The organism is Bradyrhizobium huanghuaihaiense (assembly GCF_025200885.1).
In the GTDB taxonomy this organism is placed as follows: domain Bacteria; phylum Pseudomonadota; class Alphaproteobacteria; order Rhizobiales; family Xanthobacteraceae; genus Bradyrhizobium; species Bradyrhizobium huanghuaihaiense.
Genome location: NZ_CP104172.1, coordinates 8,781,506 through 8,800,741, shown reverse-complemented (window position 1 = coordinate 8,800,741; position 19,236 = coordinate 8,781,506). Strand labels below are relative to the sequence as shown.

The following is a 19,236-nucleotide window of genomic DNA, read 5'->3' as shown; positions in this document are numbered from 1 at the left end:
AGAAGCGCTGGATCAGCGCGGGGAAGTTGGTCGCCTTCATCGGGTTTCCGCCTCCACTGCCGCGCCTGTTATCCGAGCGGAGGCCAGCTCCAGCAGTTCCGGGACCGCTTCGAGATACCAATAGGTATGGGCGGGGTTCGCATGACCAAGCCATGTCGTGAGCTTGATCATCTCGCGGCCGACGTCTTTGCCCGACCGATACCAGCTCAGCATGGTACGCACCGCGAAGGTATGGCGAAGATCGTGGATGCGTGGTCCACGGCCGTGCCGAAGATAAAGCTGCGGCTCTCGCAGCCCGATCTGCTGGCATACATGCGCGAAGTTGTACCGCGCACCGCAATCGCCAAGACGATGCCCCTCGCAGGTCACGAAGAGTGCTTCCGGCCTGCGCCCGAGCAGTCGGTCCCGCTCGCGGCCGTAGCTTTCCAGCCGCTGCACGACGCTTGGGTCCAGCGGCAGCAACCGTTCCTTGCCGAGCTTGCCCTGCCGGACATGAAGCACGCCGGATTCGACATCGAGATCGGCAGGGTCGAGACCGAGAGCTTCGCCGATCCGAAGTCCGGTCACGGCGACAAGGCCGAAGAGCGTCGAGCACGTCAGGCCACGCATGCCGTAGACCGATGGCAGAGTCCGCGCATGCTCGATGATCGCAACGATTTCGGCCTCACTATAAATATATGGATGCACGCGTTGAACGCGACCGGGCACCAGTCCCCGGGGCGGGGCTTCATGCTTGGGGTCTATGCCATGCAACCATTCGGCAAATTGGCGAGCTACTCTGAAGCGTGTTGCCCGGGTTCCGGTACTGGCAGAGGACAAGCTCTCGAGCCAGCGCATGATCAGGTTGGTATTGACGTACTTCATTTCATCGCGGTCGGCGAAGATAGCGAAGCGACGTAGTATCCGCTCATCCGTGCTCAGATCGGCGCCGAGCTGTCTTCTGACGGTCAGGTAGCGGTCGAGTTCGGCAAGGAAGCTCATCGTGCCACCTCCGCGACCGGCCAAGGCTGGGCGATGGAACGCAGGCCATCCGTGTCAAGCTTCGCGTAGATCATCGTCGTCGCCCGCGATCGATGCCGCAGCAGATCGCCGATCTCTTCCAACGAGGCGCCGGCGCGAACCATGTTCGTCGCCAGGCTGTGGCGCAGAACATGCGATCCCACGTAGGGTGTCGGCGGCTTCACGCCCGTCGCCGCGAACGCCTCCTTCAATATGGCGTTGATGACCTGGCTGTCCTTGAACGGGCGGTTTGGCGCCCGATGCGTCACGAACAGCGTGCGCGTGCGCGTGGTCGTTGAGGTTCGCTCCTCCTGTAGATATCGGATGATCGCTTCGCCGACGTCTGGCGGGATCGGCAGCCGGTCATGGCGCTGCCCTTTTCCACGAACGAGAAGCTCGCCCGAGCGCCAATCGATGTCATCCAGTTGGATAGCGATAACCTCCGGCGCGCGCAGGCCAAGGCGGGCCATCAGCAGCAGCATTGCGTAATCGCGTGCGCCGTGCCGCGGATTGGTGCGCACCGAGGCCAGAACAGCCTCCACCTCATCAAGCGACAGATAGCGAGGGAGCCTTGCGCCCCAAGGTTTGTGGGCCCTGGGGACGCAGAGCGACAAATTTGTCGTCGTGAGGCCCTGTGCGAACAGATACTGGAAGAAGCTGCGAAGATGAGTTGCCGGTGTCTTATCGCGGAATGGGCGCTTGCGTGAGAGAAGGTGCTCCATGAACGCCACGACATCCCGGGCGTTAAGCGCCGGCAGATCGAGCACATGGTCGCCGAAGCGATGATGGAGAAAGCGATCCGCGAACCGGAGCACGTGATAGACGGAGCGAGGGCTGAGGCCGCGCTGCCGCAGAAGATAGGTTTCGAAGTTGCTCAGCAGTTCGTGACGTTCGGCCTGCGAAGGCGTAAGCGGTGGTCGGCTCGCCACTCCTATCTCGATGAGATGCAGGACGAACAGCCTGGCAAGATTGGGAACCTTGATCTGGCTCTTCGGTGTGATCGGCAACCGCCGCCCCAGCGCGACAGCAAGGTCTGGCGTCAACGTCGACGGCACAATGCTCTCGGCTTCGAGCAAGCGGCCGAAGCGTCGAAGCAGGTAGCGATAGTTCGCCAAGGTCTCTGGCTTGTAGTTCCTTGAAGAAAGACTTTCCTCGAATGATACGAAGTAGGGATCGAGGCAGGTAATCTTGTCGGATATTTCCATTTCTTGTGCTCCATGTTGTTGGAGCAACAAACTTCCCATCAAAACCTCGATATGTAACTAGCCATCGGCGTTCCCGCGCTGAGGATCAGCGCAAGTGGCAGGGCCGCCGCTTACAGAAAGCCCGATGTGCCGCAAAAGTCGGTCGCAAATCGCCGACTTTCGCGATGGATTTTTGCGACACGAATTCTCTTTAGATTTGAGGGGGCTTAGATTTGAGGGGGCGATCTGCCGTGAAACTTAGGATTTTTGCGACGCCGCGGCAATCGCCTGAAGTAGTTTCGCTGTGCTGTAACCGATATCTTCCCGCGTCAATCCCATGCGCAGGATCACCAGTTTACGCGAGGGGATGATCGCGATCACCTGACGCAGGTGCCCTTGCATCATGAACGTGTCGGCTGGAAGTCGGAATCCCTGGCCCGGCCCCAACCAAAGCTGTCCGCGACCGTAGACCGGGCCATGTCCCTCTTCGGAAACCAGCACAGGCGAGCGCATGTAATCGACGAAGCCCGCCGGCAAAAGCTGTTCGCCGTTCCACTCTCCGTTCAGGCGCAGGAATTCGCCGAAACGCACCCAATCATGCGCATTAGCGAAGAGAAAAGCTTCACCAAGGAATGTACCTGAAGGGTCGGCTTCGAGAACGGCGCTGGTCATGCCCAAAGGCTTGAACAATCGCTCCTGCGGATAAGCTCGCGCGTCCGCTCCAACCGCGTTCTGCCAGAGCCGGGCCAATAGGACGGATGACCCCCCGGCATAGTTGAACTTCGTTCCAGGCGGGGCGACGAGCGGTCGATCCCTCGCGAAGGCCGCTGCATCCTTTGCGAGATTCTCCAACCCGTCAGGGTCGGGAGAATCGCCAGCTTCACTCCATTTCAATCCGCTCGTCATGGCCATCAAATCGGCCACGGAAATGTCCGCACGCGCGTCGCCGGCCCACTGCGGAAATAAGTTCTGTCGATCGAGCGAAAGCTTTCCGTCCTTGATCGCCATGCCGGCCAGGGCAGCGTTTACGGTCTTCGTCATCGACCAGCCCTGCAAGGGCGTCGAAGCGCTAAACCCTTCGCCATAGGTTTCAGCGACGATGCGCCCGTCCTGAACCACGACGATCGCGCGCATGCCGGGCCCTTGGAGAGCCGGATCGTTCAGCGCTGCCAGCAAACGCTTGTCTTCGGACAATTGCACCCTCTCGCCGGCCGGCCAGAGCGCATCAGGCTTTGCCGGACGTGAAGGCGGCGCGGCGCGATCGGGGATTTCGTCCTTCGAGACCAGCGTGCAACCGCGTCCGTCCTCATATTGGGCGTCGCGTTTGGCGAAGAGGCCGCGAAATGCCACTTCGACACGCTGGTTGGCGGGGTCCACCGAGATTTTCAGACGGTTGGCGACATGAGGGAGCGCAAACGCTACATCGCTTCCAATGACGGAGGCCGCGTCGCGTTTGGCAATGAAGACGTTCGAACAAACCATTTTTGCCGCAACGGCCGATGCCGATAGAAGTCCATCGGGCGGGCTGAAGGTTAGCCAGCCGATTATCCCCGAAATCCCAATCATTGTAATTGCAACAACAAAAAGGAATAGTTTCTGGACGCGCCGCATATTTCCCGACCTTCCAATATCCTAAAAGAACTGTCGCGAAATTCCCGATTAAAGCGACGATTTTGAATCCGACTTCAGCTACGTTGCAGAATAGCGAATTTTGCAACGGCTTCAATGTCAGCAAAGAAAGGCCTCTCGGAACGATTATGCGTTTCGTATAGTTGGCGCGATTATGCCGACTGTCAGCGCATTGACGACGTCCAATTCCAACGGCCTTCTCGAAAATTCGGCATAATCCGGCTTACGGCATAATGGCCATTATGCCGATATCGGCATAACGGTCATGCGACTGGGCATCCCTCGCGCCTCAACCGCGACCAGAGTGGATCCTACGGTACGAAGAAATATGCCTTCGAAGAACTGGTCGCCGAGTTGAGCTCCGCGTTCAGCTGCGCGTCGCTCGGGATCGTCCCGACCGTGCGCCATGCCGACTATATCGGCTCCTGGCTCGAAGTCCTCCGCGAAGACAATCGGGCCATCGTGCGTGCCGCTTCGCAGGCGAGTAAGGCCGCAGACTATTTGCTCGACTTCGTTCCAGGGTCCATTCAGCCCGCGTTGCTGGACTCGGTTGTTGCCGGTCACAAGGCTGCGTGATGCTCGGCCTCGTGGCCGCGCGAGAGTGAGAGGAGGTGAGGCTGTTCGCGACGGGTTGGAAGCCGAGAGAGAGTCTTTCGGCCGCCCGTCGTGGAGAGCCAAAATGACGAAAGCCGTCCAAAAGATCACGCTGTCGCCTTCCCGGAACATTCCGTTCAACAAGCTCGTACTCAGCCAGTCGAACGTTCGCCGCGTCAAGGCCGGTGTCTCGATCGAGCAGCTCGCCGAGAGCATCGCGCAGCGTACGCTTCTGCAAAGTCTGAGTGTCCGAGCCGTCGTTGATGCAGATGGCAACGAGACCGGCATGTTCGAGGTGCCGGCGGGTGGCAGGCGCTATCGCGCTCTGGAACTCCTGGTGAAACAGAAGCGGATGTCCAAGACGCAGGCGGTGCCGTGCGTCGTTCGCGAGGGGGGCATCGCTGAAGACGATTCGGTGGCAGAGAACGACGAGCGGGTCGGCCTGCATCCGCTCGATCAGTTTCGGGCCTTCCAGACGCTCCGCGATCTCGGCATGAGCGAGGAAGACATTGCCGCGCGCCATTTCGTAAACTCTGCGATCGTCAAGCAGCGCCTGCGCCTGGCGTCGGTCTCGCCGAAGTTGCATGAGGTCTATGCCGAGGACGGCATGACGCTTGAGCAGCTCATGGCGTTCTCAGTCACTGCGGATCACGCCCGCCAGGAGCAAGTCTGGGAGAACGTCAGCCGTTCCGGCTATGACGAGCCTTACCAGATCCGCCGGCTGCTCACCGAGAACACCGTGCGCGGTTCCGATCGCCGGGCGCAGTTTGTGGGCCTCGATAAATATCAGCACGCGGGTGGCGGCGTTCTGCGGGATTTGTTCGAGCACGACGACGGCGGCTGGCTTCAGGACGTCGTGTTGCTCGACCGCCTCGTAACCGAAAAGCTCAAAGCCGAAGCTGAGACGATTGCTGCCGAAGGCTGGAAGTGGATCTCAGTCGCCGTAGAGTTCTCCTACGGCCACACTCAAGGCCTGCGAGAAATCGAAGGCAAACCTGTCGATCTCTCGCCTGAGGAACAGGCCACCATCGATGCCCTGAATGCCGAGCAGGCCAAGCTTGAAACCGATTACCAGGATGCCGACGAATTGCCCCAAGAGGTCGATCAGCGTCTCGGCGAAATCGAGTTGGCGCTGGCGGCGTTCGAAGATCGGCCGATGCTCTACGATCCGACCGAGATTGCCCGAGCTGGTGTTTTCATCAGCATCGATTCCGAAGGACGCCTTTCGGTGGACCGGGGTTACGTCCGTCCGGAGGACGAGGCCCCGACAACTGATCCTGATGTCGAGCAGGGCGCCGATGCGTCGTCGACCGAAGGTCAAGAAGAGAGCCCTTCCGTCCAGCGCACGGTGATCGCGGTTGCGAGTAGTGCTCCTGATGCTGAAGAGGATGATGAGGACGCCGCCAGGCCTCTGCCGGATCGGCTGATCACCGAGTTGACGGCGCATCGCACACTGGCGTTGCGGGATGCGTTGGCAGAAAACCCTGCGATCGCGTTTCAGGCGGTGCTGCACAACTTTGTGCTGACGGCCTTTTACCGGTTCGCATCGTCCGAAAGCTGTCTCGAGATTGGTCTTCGCACACCGACCTTTCCCGCTCAAGCTCCGGGGCTGAGGGAAAGCGTCTCCGCCAAAGCTGTCGAGACGCGGCATGAGGCCTGGAAGGCACGGTTGCCGAAGAGCGAGAACGATCTCTGGGAGGCGCTGACGGCTCTCGACGGTGGTGCACAGGCGTCGCTGTTCGCCCACTGTGCATCATTTGCCGTCAACGCCGTCTATGAGCCGGCCAACCGCTACAATCAGGGCCGTGTCTCCGCTCAGGGTGTCCGCACGCGTCTCGACCAAGCTGATGTGCTGGCGCGCGCCGTCGCGCTCGACATGGTGCAGGCTGGCTGGCGACCGACCGTCGACAACTATCTCGGCCGGGTCACCAAGCCGCGCATTCTAGAGGCGGTGCGGGAAGCCAGGGACGAGTCGTCGGCACAACTGATCGACCACTTGAAGAAGGCCGACATGGCCAAGGAGGCCGAGCGTCTTCTCGATGGCTCGGGCTGGTTGCCGGAGCCGCTGCGTCTCGTCGATCCCGCTGCGGTGCCAGTGGGGCAGAAGGGCGAAGCGGGCTCGCTGCCCGAATTTCTCGCCGACGGGGAGGATCAGGAGAACGCCAGCGACGAGGATCCACAACAGTTGGACGCGGCTGAGTGACGTCACGGTGCGGGATGGCTCCGGCTGTCCTGTGTTGGTCGGAGACCGGTGCACTGCGCCGGTCCCGATTTTTTTGCCGAGGTCTGAGAGGCAGAGGTGGGCCGGGAAGGGTTTGAATCGCCGTGTCTTAAGGAGAGCGCGCGGCGGCTCGACCCGTTCCTGCTCTCCGAAAGAAATCCAGCCATGACCGAATCTCTCGCGGGCGGCGCTGCTGCCGCGCCGTTCTCGATGCGTGCCGCTGCCACCCTCACCTCTGCCGCCCTCAAGGCCGCCCGACAGATATTGACCGATCTGGAGCGCGGCCGTCGCATCGATGCCGCCGTCCTCCGTGGTGCCATGGAGGCCGCCTTCGGCGCCTCGGACGCGTCCGGCGCCTGGAACTGGAAGACCGCCTATGACGTCTGCGAGGCGGCAACCGTTCTCTTCCTTCGTAAGTTCGGCCCGGCCATGCGCACCAAGGCGGGCTCGACGGCCGCAATGTTGCCAATGTTGGCGAAAATCACGAGCTGTCTGCCGACCCATACGCGGCGTTCCGAGGACAGTCAGGCGTTTCAGCAATTCTCGACACCGATCCCGCTTGGCTTCGCCGCCTGCACCGCAGCCGGTATTACGCCTGCCGACCGCGTTCTGGAGCCGTCTGCGGGGACAGGCTTGCTCGCCATCTTTGCCGAGCTCGCCGGCGGCTCTTTGATGCTGAACGAATTCGCCGAAGGCCGCGCGGCGTTGCTCGATCACCTGTTTGCCAAGGTGAAGGTTACGCGGTTCGACGCCGCGCAGATCGATGATCACCTCGATGCGAGCGTCGTGCCGAGCGTCGTCCTGATGAATCCGCCGTTCTCCGCGGTGGCGAATGTCGATCGACGGATGGCGGATGCCGCTTTCCGGCACATCGCTTCGGCGCTCGCGCGTCTTTGCGACGGTGGGCGCCTCGTCGCCATCGCTGGCGCGGGCCTTGCGCCGGAAAACCCGGCGTGGGCTGATGCCTTTGTTCGCCTCCAGGAGCGCGGGCGGGTCGTGTTTTCTGCCGCGATCGACGGCGCGGTCTACGCCAAGCACGGCACTCAGACCGACACGAGGCTGCTCGTCATCGACAAGTGTCCCGCCGCCGATCCGAAGGCTTTTCCCGCTTCGCCAGGCATCGCCGGCGATGTCGCCACCTTGCTCAATTGGATAACCCAGCATGTGCCTCCGAGGCTGCCAGTCGCCGCGCCGGACGTAGCCGACATCGCTAGTCGCCCTGCAATGTCCCGGTCGACCGGCTTCACCATTGCACCAAGCCCGTCGTCCACTTCAGGGAGCGCGCCAGAAGGTGTGGAGCTTGCGTATGAGACCGTCGAATGGTCCCCGCCGGAAGGCGCCCGCATCACGGATGCTCTTTATGAGGAGTACGGATTGCAGTCGATCCGTATTCCCGGATCATCCGCGCATCCGACCAAGCTCGTGCAGTCCGCCGCGATGGCGTCCGTTGCGCCGCCGAAGCCGTCTTACCGGTCGCACCTGCCTTCGGATCTGATGGCAGATGGAATCCTGTCGGACGCCCAGCTCGAGAGCATCATTTATGCTGGCGAAGCACATTCTGATTTTCTCGCGGGCTCCTGGACCGTCGACGCGACCTTTGATCTGGTGGCGGCCGCGCGCGATGACGCAGAGAACGCCGTTCGCTTTCGTCGCGGCTGGTTCTTGGGCGATGGCACCGGCGCGGGCAAGGGGCGGCAGGTCGCTGGCATCCTGCTCGACAACTGGCTCAAGGGCCGCCGCCGGGCGGTCTGGATCAGTAAATCCGACAAGCTGATCGAAGATGCGCAGCGCGACTGGTCCGCGCTCGGCATGGAGCGGCTGCTCGTGACGCCTCTGTCCCGGTTTCGCCAGGGCACGCCGATCCGGCTTTCGGAAGGCATCCTTTTTGCCACCTACGCTACGCTACGCACCGACGAGCGTGGCGAGAAGCTTTCGCGTGTCGGGCAGATCGTTGAATGGTTGGGCTCCGACTTCGACGGAGTGATCGTCTTCGACGAGAGCCATGCCATGCAGAATGCAGTCGGGGGCAAGGGCGAGCGCGGCGACCAGGCCGCCTCTCAGCAGGGGCGTGCGGGCCTGAGGCTCCAGCACGCCTTGCCCAATGCTCGCGTGGTTTATGTATCGGCGACAGGCGCAACCACGGTCCACAACCTCGCTTATGCCCAACGCCTCGGCCTGTGGGGTGGTGCCGACTTCCCGTTCGCCACACGTGCCGAGTTCGTCGAAGCGATCGAGGAGGGCGGTGTCGCGGCGATGGAGGTGCTGGCACGCGACCTCAAGGCCCTCGGTCTCTACGCGGCCCGCTCGCTCTCTTACACGGACGTCCAGTACGATCTCGTCGAGCACCAGCTTACGCCGGAGCAGGTCCGCATCTACGATGCCTATGCCGGTGCGTTCAGCGTCATCCATAACAACCTTGATGCTGCGATGCGGGCCGCCAACATCACCGGCGCAACGGGAACGCTGAACGGGCAGGCCAAATCTACGGCACGCTCTGCCTTCGAAAGCGCGAAGCAGCGCTTCTTCGGCCACCTCCTGACCTCGATGAAGACGCCATCGCTGATCCGATCGATCGAGCACGATCTTGAGGCTGGACACGCCGCGGTCATCCAGATCGTGTCGACGGGAGAAGCCCTGATGGAGCGCCGGCTCGCCGAGATCCCGACTGAAGAATGGGGCGACGTCCAGGTCGACATCACCCCGCGCGAGTATGTCCTCAACTATCTCGCTCATTCCTTTCCGGTCCAGCTCTACGAGCCCTTTACCGACTCGGAGGGCAACCTCTGCTCTCGGCCTGTCTATCGCGATGGCCAGCCGGTTGAGAGCCGGGAAGCCGTGGCACGACGCGGCCGCCTCATCGAAAAACTCGCCTCGCTGCCTCCGGTACCCGGCGCGCTGGATCAAATCGTACAGCGTTTCGGCACCGACATGGTCGCCGAAGTGACCGGCCGCTCGCGCCGTATCATTCGCAAGGGCGACCGGCTGATCGTCGAAAACCGAGCCGGCTCGGCCAACCTCGCCGAGACCTCCGCCTTCATGGATGACGTCAAGCGCATCCTCGTATTCTCCGATGCGGGTGGCACGGGGAGAAGCTACCATGCCGAACTGTCGGCCCGGAATCGCCGCTTGCGGGTCCATTACCTGCTCGAGCCGGGTTGGAAGGCCGACGCCGCGATTCAGGGCCTCGGCCGCACCAACCGGACCAATCAGGCGCAACCACCGCTGTTTCGTCCCATCGCGACCGATGTGAAGGCCGAAAAGCGCTTTCTCAGCACCATTGCCCGCCGGCTCGACACGTTGGGAGCCATTACGCGCGGCCAGCGCCAGACCGGAGGGCAGGGCCTGTTCAGGCCCGAGGACAATCTCGAAAGCCAGTACGGACGTGACGCGTTGCGCCAACTCTACACGCTGCTGGTGCGAGGCAAGGTCGACGGATGCTCGCTCGAAGCGTTCGAGGATGCGACCGGCCTGAAGCTCATGGACGCCAACGGGCTCAGGGATGATCTGCCGCCGATCACGACCTTCCTGAACAGGTTGTTGGCGCTCACCATCGAGCTGCAGAATGTCCTGTTCACCGCCTTCGAGCAGCTCTTGACCACTCGAATCGAAGGTGCAGTCGCGTCGGGCACCTATGACCTCGGGCTGGAAACGCTCCGGGCTGAAAGCTTTGTCGTCACCGACCGGCGAACGATCTATGTCCATCCGGGGACTGGCGCCGAGACCCGGCTGCTCACGATCACCCAGCGCCAGCGCAATCATCCTGTGAACCTGGATGACGCTCTCGATCGCCTTTCCGATCGTCGCGCTGTCCTGCTGATCAATGAGCGCTCGGGACGAGCCGCCGTGCAGGTCCCAACAGCGAGCGTCATGCTCGACGACGGCGAGATCGAGCGCCGCGTCTGCCTGATCCGGCCGATGGAACAGCACAGGGTGTCCCTGACCATGATGGCGGAGAGCCATTGGGGCGATGCGGACCGTGAACGCTTCGCCGCAGCCTGGCTGGCGGAACTTGCCGAGGTGCCTGAATTCACGGAAAGCACGATCCACGTCGTAGCCGGCTTGCTGTTACCCATCTGGAAACGCCTGCCCAACGAATCGACCCGCGTTTATCGGCTCCAAACCGATGCGGGCGAACGCATCATCGGCCGCAAGGTTTCTGCCGCGTGGGTCGCAAACGCCATTTCGGTGGACGCGCTCGCGCTGTCACCGGACGCTGCTTTTGCCGCGGTGATGGAGGGACGCACCGTCCTCGACCTCGCGGAGGGGCTCCAGCTTCGCCGCGTCCGGGTGATGGGCGCATGGCGCATCGAGTTGTCCGGATTCAACGACACGATGCGCGATCGTCTCCGCGCTTACGGCCTCTTTGGGGAGATCATCTCCTGGAAGCTGCGCATGTTCGTACCCACGGACGCGAGCGGCATTGAGGTTCTGTCGAGGGTGCTCGACACCTATCCGGTTACGGGCGTCAGTGAGCGGGAGGCCGCGTAATGTCCGGCGATGTCTCAGAGCTGGCACGCCGCCTCGCGCGCGAGGCCGAGGCGGTGTGCCGACACTATCTCCCCAATGGTAAGCGGGCGGGGCGGTACTGGGTGGTTGGCGACGTCCACAACACCCCGGGCCGCTCGTTATTTGTGCGGCTCCAGGAATCGCCGAAGGGTCCAGCCGGCAAGTGGACCGATGCCGCGACTGGGGAACATGGCGATCTCCTCGACATCATCCGCGAAAGTCTCGCCCTGCGAGACTTCCGAGAGGTCGCCGAGGAAGCGAGGCGCTTTCTGAAGCTGCCTCGTTCTGAGGAGCAATCACTCCCGAGACCCGTTCGTCCAGTCGTGCCGGCCGGATCGCAAGAAGCCGCCCGTCGACTTTATGCGATATCCGGTCCCATCGAACGGACGTTGGTGGAAACGTATTTGCAACGTCGTGGAATAAGCCAAATCCACCATGGTGGTAGCCTGCGCTTCCACCCACGTTGCTACTACCGACCGGACGAGCATTTGCCGACTGAAACCTGGCCGGCGATGATAGGTTCTGTCACGGATCTCGAAGGACGGATCACCGGCGTGCATCGCACCTGGCTCGATCCAGACGGCTTTGATCGCGTGCGGCTCGGCAAGGCTCCAATCGAAACACCACGACGGGCTATGGGCGACCTGCTCGGCAACGCTGTTCGCTTCGGCGTGGTGGACGACGTGCTCGCCGCCGGCGAAGGAATCGAGACCATGCTTTCATTGCGTTACGTGTTGCCGACTATGCCTATGGTTGCGGCGCTCTCGGCCAATCACCTCGCAGCCATGTTGCTGCCGTCTGGCCTGCGTCGGCTCTATATCGCCCGCGACGCAGATGCGGCCGGAGATGCCGTGCAGGCTACTCTGATCCAGCGCGCGGAAAACGCCGGCGTTGAAGCGATTGCATTGTCGCCCCGGCAGGGCGACTTCAACGAAGATCTGCACATCTTCGGCCTCGAGGCCCTCCGAGCAGCCTTGCTACTGCAACTCGTCCCAGAAGACGTCGTCCGCTTCCTGCATTCGTCGATGGCAACCGCGGAATAGCCCCGGCCATTCGATGGGCGTCGACAGGTCGGTCGCGGTGCGGCCACTGCCGGAAGAGGACGCGACCACGGCCTTCTAGAGGGCGATCGGACCGCAACCGGACCGGGCCGGCAATGGCTACGTCCGGCTATTTTCCGCCGCGCGCCGGCGATGCGCATACATAACAGCCATCAAACCGGCGCGCTTTGCATCGCGAAGCAAAATAGCCGGTCTTCGCCATCCTCCGCTGCCGCTTCGGCCCTTGCGGGTTCTGGCCCGTTCCGCCCGCCGTCTGAGTGATCGCCACGAAGGCCGCGATGGTCGCGGCCGATCCGGCAAAGGGTCCTTCCAATGACCGACCACGACGAGATCGAACCGCCGCACGCCTCTTCTCCAACGGACCACGTCCTCACCGAGCTACAGCTCTTTGGCTACCATCCGTTCGACGACCAGCCTGACCCGCGACCGCTTCCCGAAGGCAAGATGATCGCTGGGGCTGTCGCCGACATCTTCGACGCCCTGGTCGCGACGTTGAGCGACACGCGGCTCGAACCCGACCTTGACGATCTGCTCTGGTCGACCGTCAACCTGTTCCATCGTGCCGTTGACCGCATTGAGCGCCACCTCGACGACAACGAACAAGCGCAGCAGAAAAGCCAGCGCGAGCAGAACGGCTCCGAGGTCAGATCGGTTGAACTCGAGCGCCTGACTGTCGAAGGCATCACCTTGATCGAGCGCCGCAGCTGCCTGGAGCTCTTCCGCGACCAGGCCATCGAGCGGTTTGAGACCCACACCGGCTCATTCTGGCGCCCCCGATCGGGATCGTTGGTCAACCACCGCAAGCTCACCGCAGCGATGATCGACTCCCGCGACTTCATCGCAGCCAAGCGCCGTGCTGAGACCGAGGTCTTGTTGCCGCCAGGACCGAAGGTCGCACTCACCGGAGGACTCGACTTCAATGACCACCACCTCATCTGGGACCGCCTCGACAAGGTTCACGCCAAGCATCCCGACATGGTCCTGCTCCACGGCGGCTCCCCGAAGGGAGCCGAACTGAACGCGTCCAAATGGGCGACGACCCGCAAGGTACCTCAAATCGCGTTCAAGCCCGACTGGACGAAACATGCCAAGGCTGCGCCCTTCAAGCGCAACGACACCATGCTCGAACTTCTGCCGATCGGCGTCATGCACTTCCCGGGCACGGGAATCCAGGACAACCTCGCCGACAAAGCGAAGCGGCTCGGCATCCCGGTCTGGAGGTTCGGCGGCGCGTGAGTGCCGTCCCTTCGCCGTCGGCCATCGAAGCGGAGTTGCACGCGCCGCAACTCCGCCTCGTTTCGATTTTAGGTCTGAGGTTCGCGCCGTGGTGGTGGTGGAAGGCGCGACCGCTAGACCTATGCACATGGAGCCACCACCATGCTCGCCCTTGGGCTTGTTCTCAACACACTCGGAATTGGCTTGTTCTGCTGGGCGATCTTTGCGCTCGCTGTGTATGCCCTGCCGTTTTTCGTCGCACTGAGTATCGGGATGAAGGCGTTGCAGAGCGGCGCCGGCGTCGCTGGCGCGCTGCTTATCGCAACGGCGGGCGGTGCGCTGACGCTCGTGCTCGGCCAGGTCGGCGTTGCCGTTGCTCGGTCGCTGGCCTTGCGCATCGCGATCGCGACAGCATTCACTATTCCCGCCGCCGTCGCCGGCTATCATGTGGTGTTCGCCCTGCCCCAGATCGGCGCGCCTTCGCTGGCGTGGCGTGAGATCTTCGCTTCCCTGGGCGCGGTCTGTGTTGGCGGCACAGCGTGGACGCGCTTGATCGTTCTTGCGGAGTCCCACCAGTTCGAACTGGCTGGTGTGGCGGAGAAACCGGCACCACCAGTTATTCCGGCCGCCAAGCGCGAGGGATGATTGTTCACCAAACGCTCTGGTGTCATAAGTGATTGAAATAAACCGGGAATGCCATGAATAGCTGTAGTGGGGGACGGCTATTGGGGTCTGTTTGAGATGCCCCATCGTGATCGTCACGCGTGATCACCTGTGTGCTCGGCGAGTCGCTTTGACGCACGTCAACCGGGTGGACAGCGACATGGCGCGATCCCGGCTTCGATGCCGCCGGATCAATCAAGGTGTGGCAGCGCACGCCTCCGCCGACCTGGAAAGATTGTTCGGTCGGCGCGGCGTGCGTCGGCAACAGCAGCGGTGTTTTCGTAAATCTGGCCGCCGGCAATTTTTCCATCACGCATCTCAAATCGGGCGAGGAAATCACTATCGGCGATCTTCGCGGTCTTGCGGTGCCGCAAGCGGAAATGACCTTCGACGAAGACTGCCGGAATCGGTAAATCGTGTGGTCTCGTAAGCGAGCAGTTCGTACTCGGAGAAGAGAAGCCTCGTCAGGCGTTGATACCCCTCGCGGCCCTTATGTTCATAGCCCGCCCAAGGGATCGCGGCGCGCAGTTCGTCATTGCAGGCGCAGGAGACCACAATGCGGAAGTCGGGATGCACGTAGTCGCAAAAGGCGTCATCCAGATCGCCTCATCGTTGCGCGTTGAAGAAGCCCTTCGTGGCTATGATGTTTGGCTTGTCGGGCATGGTGTTATTGCCTCTGTCTCATCACGGATTGTCCGGTGATCAGGCGTCCGGCTTGGCTGCAACGCGTGACAATGCCAATAGAGGCGCTGCCGAACCCCTCGCTGCGTATCATCTTTGTCGCCGCCAGGATGCTCATCCTCAGGCTCGTTTGAGGCCGCGGCTTGCTTGCCGCGAATGACGTAGAATGACAGTTGTTTGCATATTGATAATTCCGTCGGAAAGTTACAGACTGTTGTAATGGCGACAACAATAGATTTCTTGGAGATGCGGGCCTTCATCGCCGTGGTGACTGAAGGGTCTTTCACCGCCGCAGCGGAACGCCTCGAAACGGATAAGGCGCGGGTGAGCCGCGTTGTGCGGCGAATGGAAGAGAAGCTCGGCGCGCGGCTTTTGAACCGGTCGACCCGGCATCTCAGCGTGACGGAAGTCGGGCGCGATTATTTCGAACGCGCCTCGTCGATTCTAGCGGCTGCCGAAGCCGCCGAAGCCGCAGTGGCGCAACGGATCCAAGAACCGAAGGGGCGCCTGAAGGTTACCGCTGGGGCTGAATTTGGGACGATGCGGGTCGATGGCTGGATTGCTGAATTTTTACGCAAGTGGCCGAAGGTCACCGTCGAAACGGAGTACACGAACCGTCTCGTCGATATCATTCATGAAGGTGTCGATGTGGCGATTCGCATCGGCCCGTTGGAGGACTCGGAGCTTTCGGCTCGCAGGCTGGGAGAGTTGACCTACGGTTTGTATGCTTCCCCGGATTATCTGAGGAGCGCCGCGTCTATCCGCAAGGTCGATGATCTAAAGCGGCACGACCTCATCATGCATGCGCCGCGCGGTCGCCCGGGCTGGACCTTGGTGAATGGTGAGAAGACTGAGAAGGTGTGGCACGCACCCCGTTGCGCCCTCGATAACACCATGGCCGCCAGGAACCTGGCGCTGTCGGGTCTGGGGATCGTGCAGCTTCCAAGATACATGGCCGAGCCGCATGTGGCCGAAGGCGGCCTTGCCAGGGTCCTGCCGGGTTGGGCGCGTATCCCCGTGCCGGTCCACGCTGTCTTTGCTTCGACGCGCTATATGGATCCGAAGGTGCGGGGTTTTGTCGACGTCTGCCGCGATGGCTTCAGGAGTGATGTCGAAGGCTTGAGTTGAGACGATCTGCTGCGCCGCATGCGTTGGGCTCTAACGGCGTGAAGCCATTCTGTCGTCAACGGGCGTCGTAGCGATCTGGTCATGGCGCTTGCCTTTCGAGCGACCTGTGTCGCTCGCGGACGAGCGTGCCTGCACTGCTGGCGATTGTCGGTTCGGAGGACAACAGTGTGTTGCCCGTGGCCCGACTGTTAACTCCTCGATCAAATCCATAACTTCGCTCGTGTCGCTTGTTGCGGCGCTCGCCCTCGAAGGGCGCGCGAGACAGTGCGGGCGCACGAATCCTGTCGGCGGCCACCGCCCCTATGAAGAAAGACATCGTAGATGACACAAACAATCGGAATCATCGGCTCCGGCCTCGTCGGCAAGGCTGTCGCTCATCTCGCCATCGCGGCGGGCTATAACGTCGTGATCAGCAATTCGCGCGGCCCGGAAACCATCTCCGGGCTCGTCAAGGACCTCGGCCCCCGTGCCCGTGCCGGAACCGTCGAAGACGCGATCGTCGCCGGCGACATCGTCACCATCTCGATTCCGATCGCCGCGTTCGAGCAGCTGCCGGGCGACAAGTTCGCAGGGAAGGTCGTCCTCGACCAGACGAACTACTACCCCGGCCTTGGCGACTTCCGCCGTGATGATCTGGACCAGGGCGAGCTCACCTCTAGCGAACTCATCGCGCGCCAGCTCAAGGGCGCCAAGGTCGTCAAGGGCCTCCACAACCTCAGCTGGATCCACATGCAGGCAAACGCCGCCCCCAAGGGCGATGCAAACCGCACCACGTTGCCGATCGCCGGCGACGACGCAGGCGCCAAGCAGGCCGTGACCACCTTCCTCGACGACATCGGCTTCGACGTCATCGATGCTGGTTCGCTCGCCGATAGCTGGCGCATCGAGCCCAGCACGGACATCTACTTCTGGCGCTACGCCCCCGAGGTGCCGCTCGACGCCACCGACGAGGAGACCCGCCGTAAGTATCAGCAGCCGGGCAAGCCGCTGTCGCGCGAAGAGGCGCGCAAGCTCGTCGACGAGGCCGTGCGCCCGTCGCCGATCGGCGGGACTTTCGAAGGTATGCCGCAAATCCACGTCACTCTGTTCTTCGAGCAAGCCAGCGCCGACACCGTCAAGAAGTGACCTCCTGCCGGGCGCCCCCGTTCGTGGGCGTCCGGCTATTGGACGGGGGGCTTATTGCCCCGCCAGGCTGCACACATCAGGAGCTAGAGCGATGCAAGACCATCTCACCCCTTTTCCTCGAGGCGATGCACGAGGGCGACGTCGGGCGCGCGAGCGCGCATCTTTCCGAGACCGTCGAACTCAACAGCCCGATCCTTCCCACGCCGTTCAAGGGGCGGGCCAGTGTGGCCGGCGTCCTCGCCGAACTGCTCTCCACGATCGACGCCTTCGAGCCGAGGATGATGATGCGCGACGGTGCCGACGTCATCGCCGTCCTCACGATCCGGTTCGAGGACCATGTGATCGACGCCTTCGACCACGTCCGCCTGGGTAAGGACGGCCGCATCGAGACCATGACCATCGCGTGGCGCCCGCTGCCCGCCGTCGTCGCGGTCCAGCAGCGGCTGGTCCCGAAGCTGGGCGGAAAGGCGATGCGTCTCGTTCCAATCGAACAGTAGGCACACCAGATCCATTCCGCGGGCAGCGGCCGGGCGGACGCCCGGATGCTCGCGTGCCTCGATAAGCAGGCCTAACGCGGCGCGAGACTTGCTCACCGCGAGCGAACAGGAAGGAACATGACATGCAAGGTGAAAGAAGGCCAGGTCCCGACCATCCGATCACCATCGCTCCGGCGGGGGAGAGGGTCGTCGTCAAGCTGGATGGTACCGTCCTCGCCGACAGCCGCGACGCCCTCATCCTCAAGGAGGCGAGCCTCAATCCGGTCTACTACATCCCGCGCGCCGACGCGGCGATGAGCGGACTCAGCCCGAGCGACACCAGCACCCACTGCCCATACAAGGGCGACGCCAGGCTATTTCAGCGCGCGAAGTGGCGCCGCCAAGGATGTCGCCTGGTCTTACGAGGACCCTTTCGACCACATGCTGATCATTAAGGGATATCTCGCGTTTTACCCGGACCGCGTCGATACCATCGAAACAATGCCCCGCGATTGAATGCTGGATCATCGAACCAGCAAATCAGCCGGATTCTGTTGTTGTTCCGATGACAACAGTGCGCCAAAACTTAACCCATTGATGTCGGAGACATAGGGTTCGCGCCGGTTGATTAGTTCAAGTGGCGCGTGACAGATGTTGTCCATGACATCAACATTGTCCATGACATCAACAATCGGTTTTTCAGAAATGCAGGTCTTCGTCGCAGTGGTGATGGAGGAGTCCTTCACCGCTGCGGCCGATCGCCTCGAGACTGACAAGGCTCGGGTGAGCCGCATCGTGCAACGGATCGAGGAAAAGCTCGGCGCGAAGCTGCTGAACAGATCGACCCGCCGGCTCAGCGTGACGGAAGTGGGAAGGGACTATTTCGAACGCGCCTCCTCGATCCTTGCTGCGGCAGAGGCGGCCCAAGCCGCGGTCGCCCAGCAGAGCCAGGAATCCAAGGGCCGTCTTAAGATTACAGCGACACCAGAGTTCGGCACCACGCGGGTCGACAACTGGATCGCCGCCTATTTGTCGAAGTGGCCGAAGGTCACGGTGGAAGCGGTATACTCCATTCGGTTCGTTGATATCATTCATGAGGGAATCGATGTCGCGATCCGCATCGGCACCTTGCAAGATTCTGATCTGTCGGCCCGCAAGCTTGGAGAGATAACTTACGGTCTCTATGCCGCGCCTGGATATTTGAAGGACGGCGCGGCGCTCCGCACCGTCGACGATTTGAAGCGCCACGACCTCATTATGAAGACGTCCGGCGGCCGTGCAAGCTGGACCCTTGTCAATGGCCACGCAACAGAGAAGGTTTCGCAGACGCCACGCTGCGCACTCGATAACATCGTTGCCGCCAAGAACCTGACCGTGTCCGGTTTGGGAGTGGCACAACTTCCGCGGTTCATGGCTGAGCCACATGTGGCGGAGGGAAGCTTGGTCAGGGTTTTGCCGGGTTGGGCAAGCATACCGATGCCGGTCCACGCCGTTTTTGCCTCCACGCGCTACATGGATCCGAAGGTGCGTGGCTTCGTTGATCTTTGCCGCGATGCTTTCGGGGATGGTAGTGACGAAAGCCTACGCTGAGGCGAGCCGACCATAGCAGTGGTCGTGCTCGGGCATCGACAACTAGAACCGCCGGTGGATCGCGCCGAAACCTGTAGCTCGTGCAGTTCGGAGACGGACGACCCGCTTGCCCGCCGGCGCCGCTGAGGTCAGACAGCCAGCCTCGTACCTCGCTTAAGCTCAGA

The 19,236-nt window shown here is 62.0% G+C and carries 13 protein-coding genes and 2 pseudogenes; 12 read left to right on the top strand and 3 right to left on the bottom strand.

Features of this window, described 5'->3' with window-relative positions; genetic code table 11:
- Positions 1-36 precede the first annotated feature (36 nt).
- From N2603_RS41045 to N2603_RS41035, 3 genes are all read right to left on the bottom strand, one after another.
- Positions 37-981: a tyrosine-type recombinase/integrase gene (locus tag N2603_RS41045; RefSeq protein WP_260385882.1), complete on the bottom strand. Its 945-nt coding sequence runs from the start codon at positions 979-981 to the stop codon at positions 37-39.
- A complete protein-coding gene (locus N2603_RS41040) occupies positions 978-2,204 on the bottom strand; it encodes a tyrosine-type recombinase/integrase (protein WP_260385881.1) in 1,227 nt (408 codons plus the stop codon). The genes N2603_RS41045 and N2603_RS41040 overlap by 4 nt, the downstream gene beginning before the upstream one ends.
- A 237-nt stretch (positions 2,205-2,441) precedes the next feature.
- The gene (locus N2603_RS41035) at positions 2,442-3,794 is read right to left on the bottom strand and encodes a serine hydrolase domain-containing protein (RefSeq protein WP_260386657.1); all 1,353 of its coding nucleotides are present in this window, start codon (positions 3,792-3,794) and stop codon (positions 2,442-2,444) included.
- Between the two features lie 276 nt (positions 3,795-4,070).
- On the opposite strand from N2603_RS41035, the pseudogene N2603_RS41030 reads away from it, so the two are divergent.
- From N2603_RS41030 to N2603_RS40975, 12 genes and pseudogenes are all read left to right on the top strand, one after another.
- Positions 4,071-4,388, top strand: a pseudogene (locus N2603_RS41030) (zincin-like metallopeptidase domain-containing protein); the annotation flags it as partial.
- Between the two features lie 103 nt (positions 4,389-4,491).
- The gene (locus tag N2603_RS41025) at positions 4,492-6,609 is read left to right on the top strand and encodes a ParB/RepB/Spo0J family partition protein (RefSeq protein WP_260386656.1); all 2,118 of its coding nucleotides are present in this window, start codon (positions 4,492-4,494) and stop codon (positions 6,607-6,609) included.
- A gap of 183 nt (positions 6,610-6,792) precedes the next feature.
- Positions 6,793-11,115 (top strand): strawberry notch family protein, encoded by a 4,323-nt coding sequence (locus N2603_RS41020; protein WP_260386655.1) that lies wholly within the window; start codon positions 6,793-6,795, stop codon positions 11,113-11,115.
- Complete coding sequence (locus tag N2603_RS41015) at positions 11,115-12,176, top strand: DUF7146 domain-containing protein (RefSeq protein ID WP_260386654.1); 1,062 nt, start codon at positions 11,115-11,117, stop codon at positions 12,174-12,176. The genes N2603_RS41020 and N2603_RS41015 overlap by 1 nt, the downstream gene beginning before the upstream one ends.
- A 330-nt stretch (positions 12,177-12,506) precedes the next feature.
- Positions 12,507-13,430, top strand: coding sequence for a DUF2493 domain-containing protein (locus N2603_RS41010; RefSeq protein ID WP_260386653.1), 924 nt, complete (start codon positions 12,507-12,509; stop codon positions 13,428-13,430).
- Positions 13,431-13,571: 141 nt separating this feature from the next.
- Positions 13,572-14,054, top strand: coding sequence for a hypothetical protein (locus N2603_RS41005; protein ID WP_260386652.1), 483 nt, complete (start codon positions 13,572-13,574; stop codon positions 14,052-14,054).
- 218 nt (positions 14,055-14,272) lie between these two features.
- Complete coding sequence (locus N2603_RS41000) at positions 14,273-14,485, top strand: hypothetical protein (RefSeq protein WP_260386651.1); 213 nt, start codon at positions 14,273-14,275, stop codon at positions 14,483-14,485.
- Positions 14,486-14,999: 514 nt separating this feature from the next.
- Positions 15,000-15,881, top strand: a complete 882-nt coding sequence (locus tag N2603_RS40995) for a LysR family transcriptional regulator (protein ID WP_260386650.1) — start codon at positions 15,000-15,002, stop codon at positions 15,879-15,881.
- Between the two features lie 321 nt (positions 15,882-16,202).
- Positions 16,203-17,006 (top strand): NADPH-dependent F420 reductase, encoded by an 804-nt coding sequence (locus N2603_RS40990; protein ID WP_260386649.1) that lies wholly within the window; start codon positions 16,203-16,205, stop codon positions 17,004-17,006.
- Positions 17,007-17,131: 125 nt separating this feature from the next.
- A complete protein-coding gene (locus N2603_RS40985) occupies positions 17,132-17,503 on the top strand; it encodes a nuclear transport factor 2 family protein (RefSeq protein WP_260386647.1) in 372 nt (123 codons plus the stop codon).
- A gap of 122 nt (positions 17,504-17,625) precedes the next feature.
- Positions 17,626-17,998: pseudogene (locus tag N2603_RS40980) on the top strand (DUF427 domain-containing protein).
- Between the two features lie 144 nt (positions 17,999-18,142).
- The gene (locus N2603_RS40975; protein WP_260386646.1) at positions 18,143-19,072 is read left to right on the top strand and encodes a LysR family transcriptional regulator; all 930 of its coding nucleotides are present in this window, start codon (positions 18,143-18,145) and stop codon (positions 19,070-19,072) included.
- The last annotated feature ends 164 nt before the right edge of the window (positions 19,073-19,236 follow it).

Excerpts from the sequence above, each read along its gene's own strand:
- N2603_RS41005 (WP_260386652.1), top strand. The coding sequence starts at position 13,572 with ATGCTCGCCCTTGGGCTTGTTCTCAACACACTCGGAATTGGCTTGTTC.
- N2603_RS40990 (WP_260386649.1), top strand. The coding sequence starts at position 16,203 with ATGACACAAACAATCGGAATCATCGGCTCCGGCCTCGTCGGCAAGGCT.
- N2603_RS41045 (WP_260385882.1), bottom strand. The coding sequence starts at position 981 with ATGAGCTTCCTTGCCGAACTCGACCGCTACCTGACCGTCAGAAGACAG.
- N2603_RS40995 (WP_260386650.1), top strand. The coding sequence starts at position 15,000 with ATGCGGGCCTTCATCGCCGTGGTGACTGAAGGGTCTTTCACCGCCGCA.
- N2603_RS41010 (WP_260386653.1), top strand. The coding sequence starts at position 12,507 with ATGACCGACCACGACGAGATCGAACCGCCGCACGCCTCTTCTCCAACG.
- N2603_RS41040 (WP_260385881.1), bottom strand. The coding sequence starts at position 2,204 with ATGGAAATATCCGACAAGATTACCTGCCTCGATCCCTACTTCGTATCA.
- N2603_RS41020 (WP_260386655.1), top strand. The coding sequence starts at position 6,793 with ATGACCGAATCTCTCGCGGGCGGCGCTGCTGCCGCGCCGTTCTCGATG.
- N2603_RS41035 (WP_260386657.1), bottom strand. The coding sequence starts at position 3,794 with ATGCGGCGCGTCCAGAAACTATTCCTTTTTGTTGTTGCAATTACAATG.
- N2603_RS41015 (WP_260386654.1), top strand. The coding sequence starts at position 11,115 with ATGTCCGGCGATGTCTCAGAGCTGGCACGCCGCCTCGCGCGCGAGGCC.
- N2603_RS41025 (WP_260386656.1), top strand. The coding sequence starts at position 4,492 with ATGACGAAAGCCGTCCAAAAGATCACGCTGTCGCCTTCCCGGAACATT.
- N2603_RS40975 (WP_260386646.1), top strand. The coding sequence starts at position 18,143 with ATGACATCAACATTGTCCATGACATCAACAATCGGTTTTTCAGAAATG.
- N2603_RS40985 (WP_260386647.1), top strand. The coding sequence starts at position 17,132 with ATGCACGAGGGCGACGTCGGGCGCGCGAGCGCGCATCTTTCCGAGACC.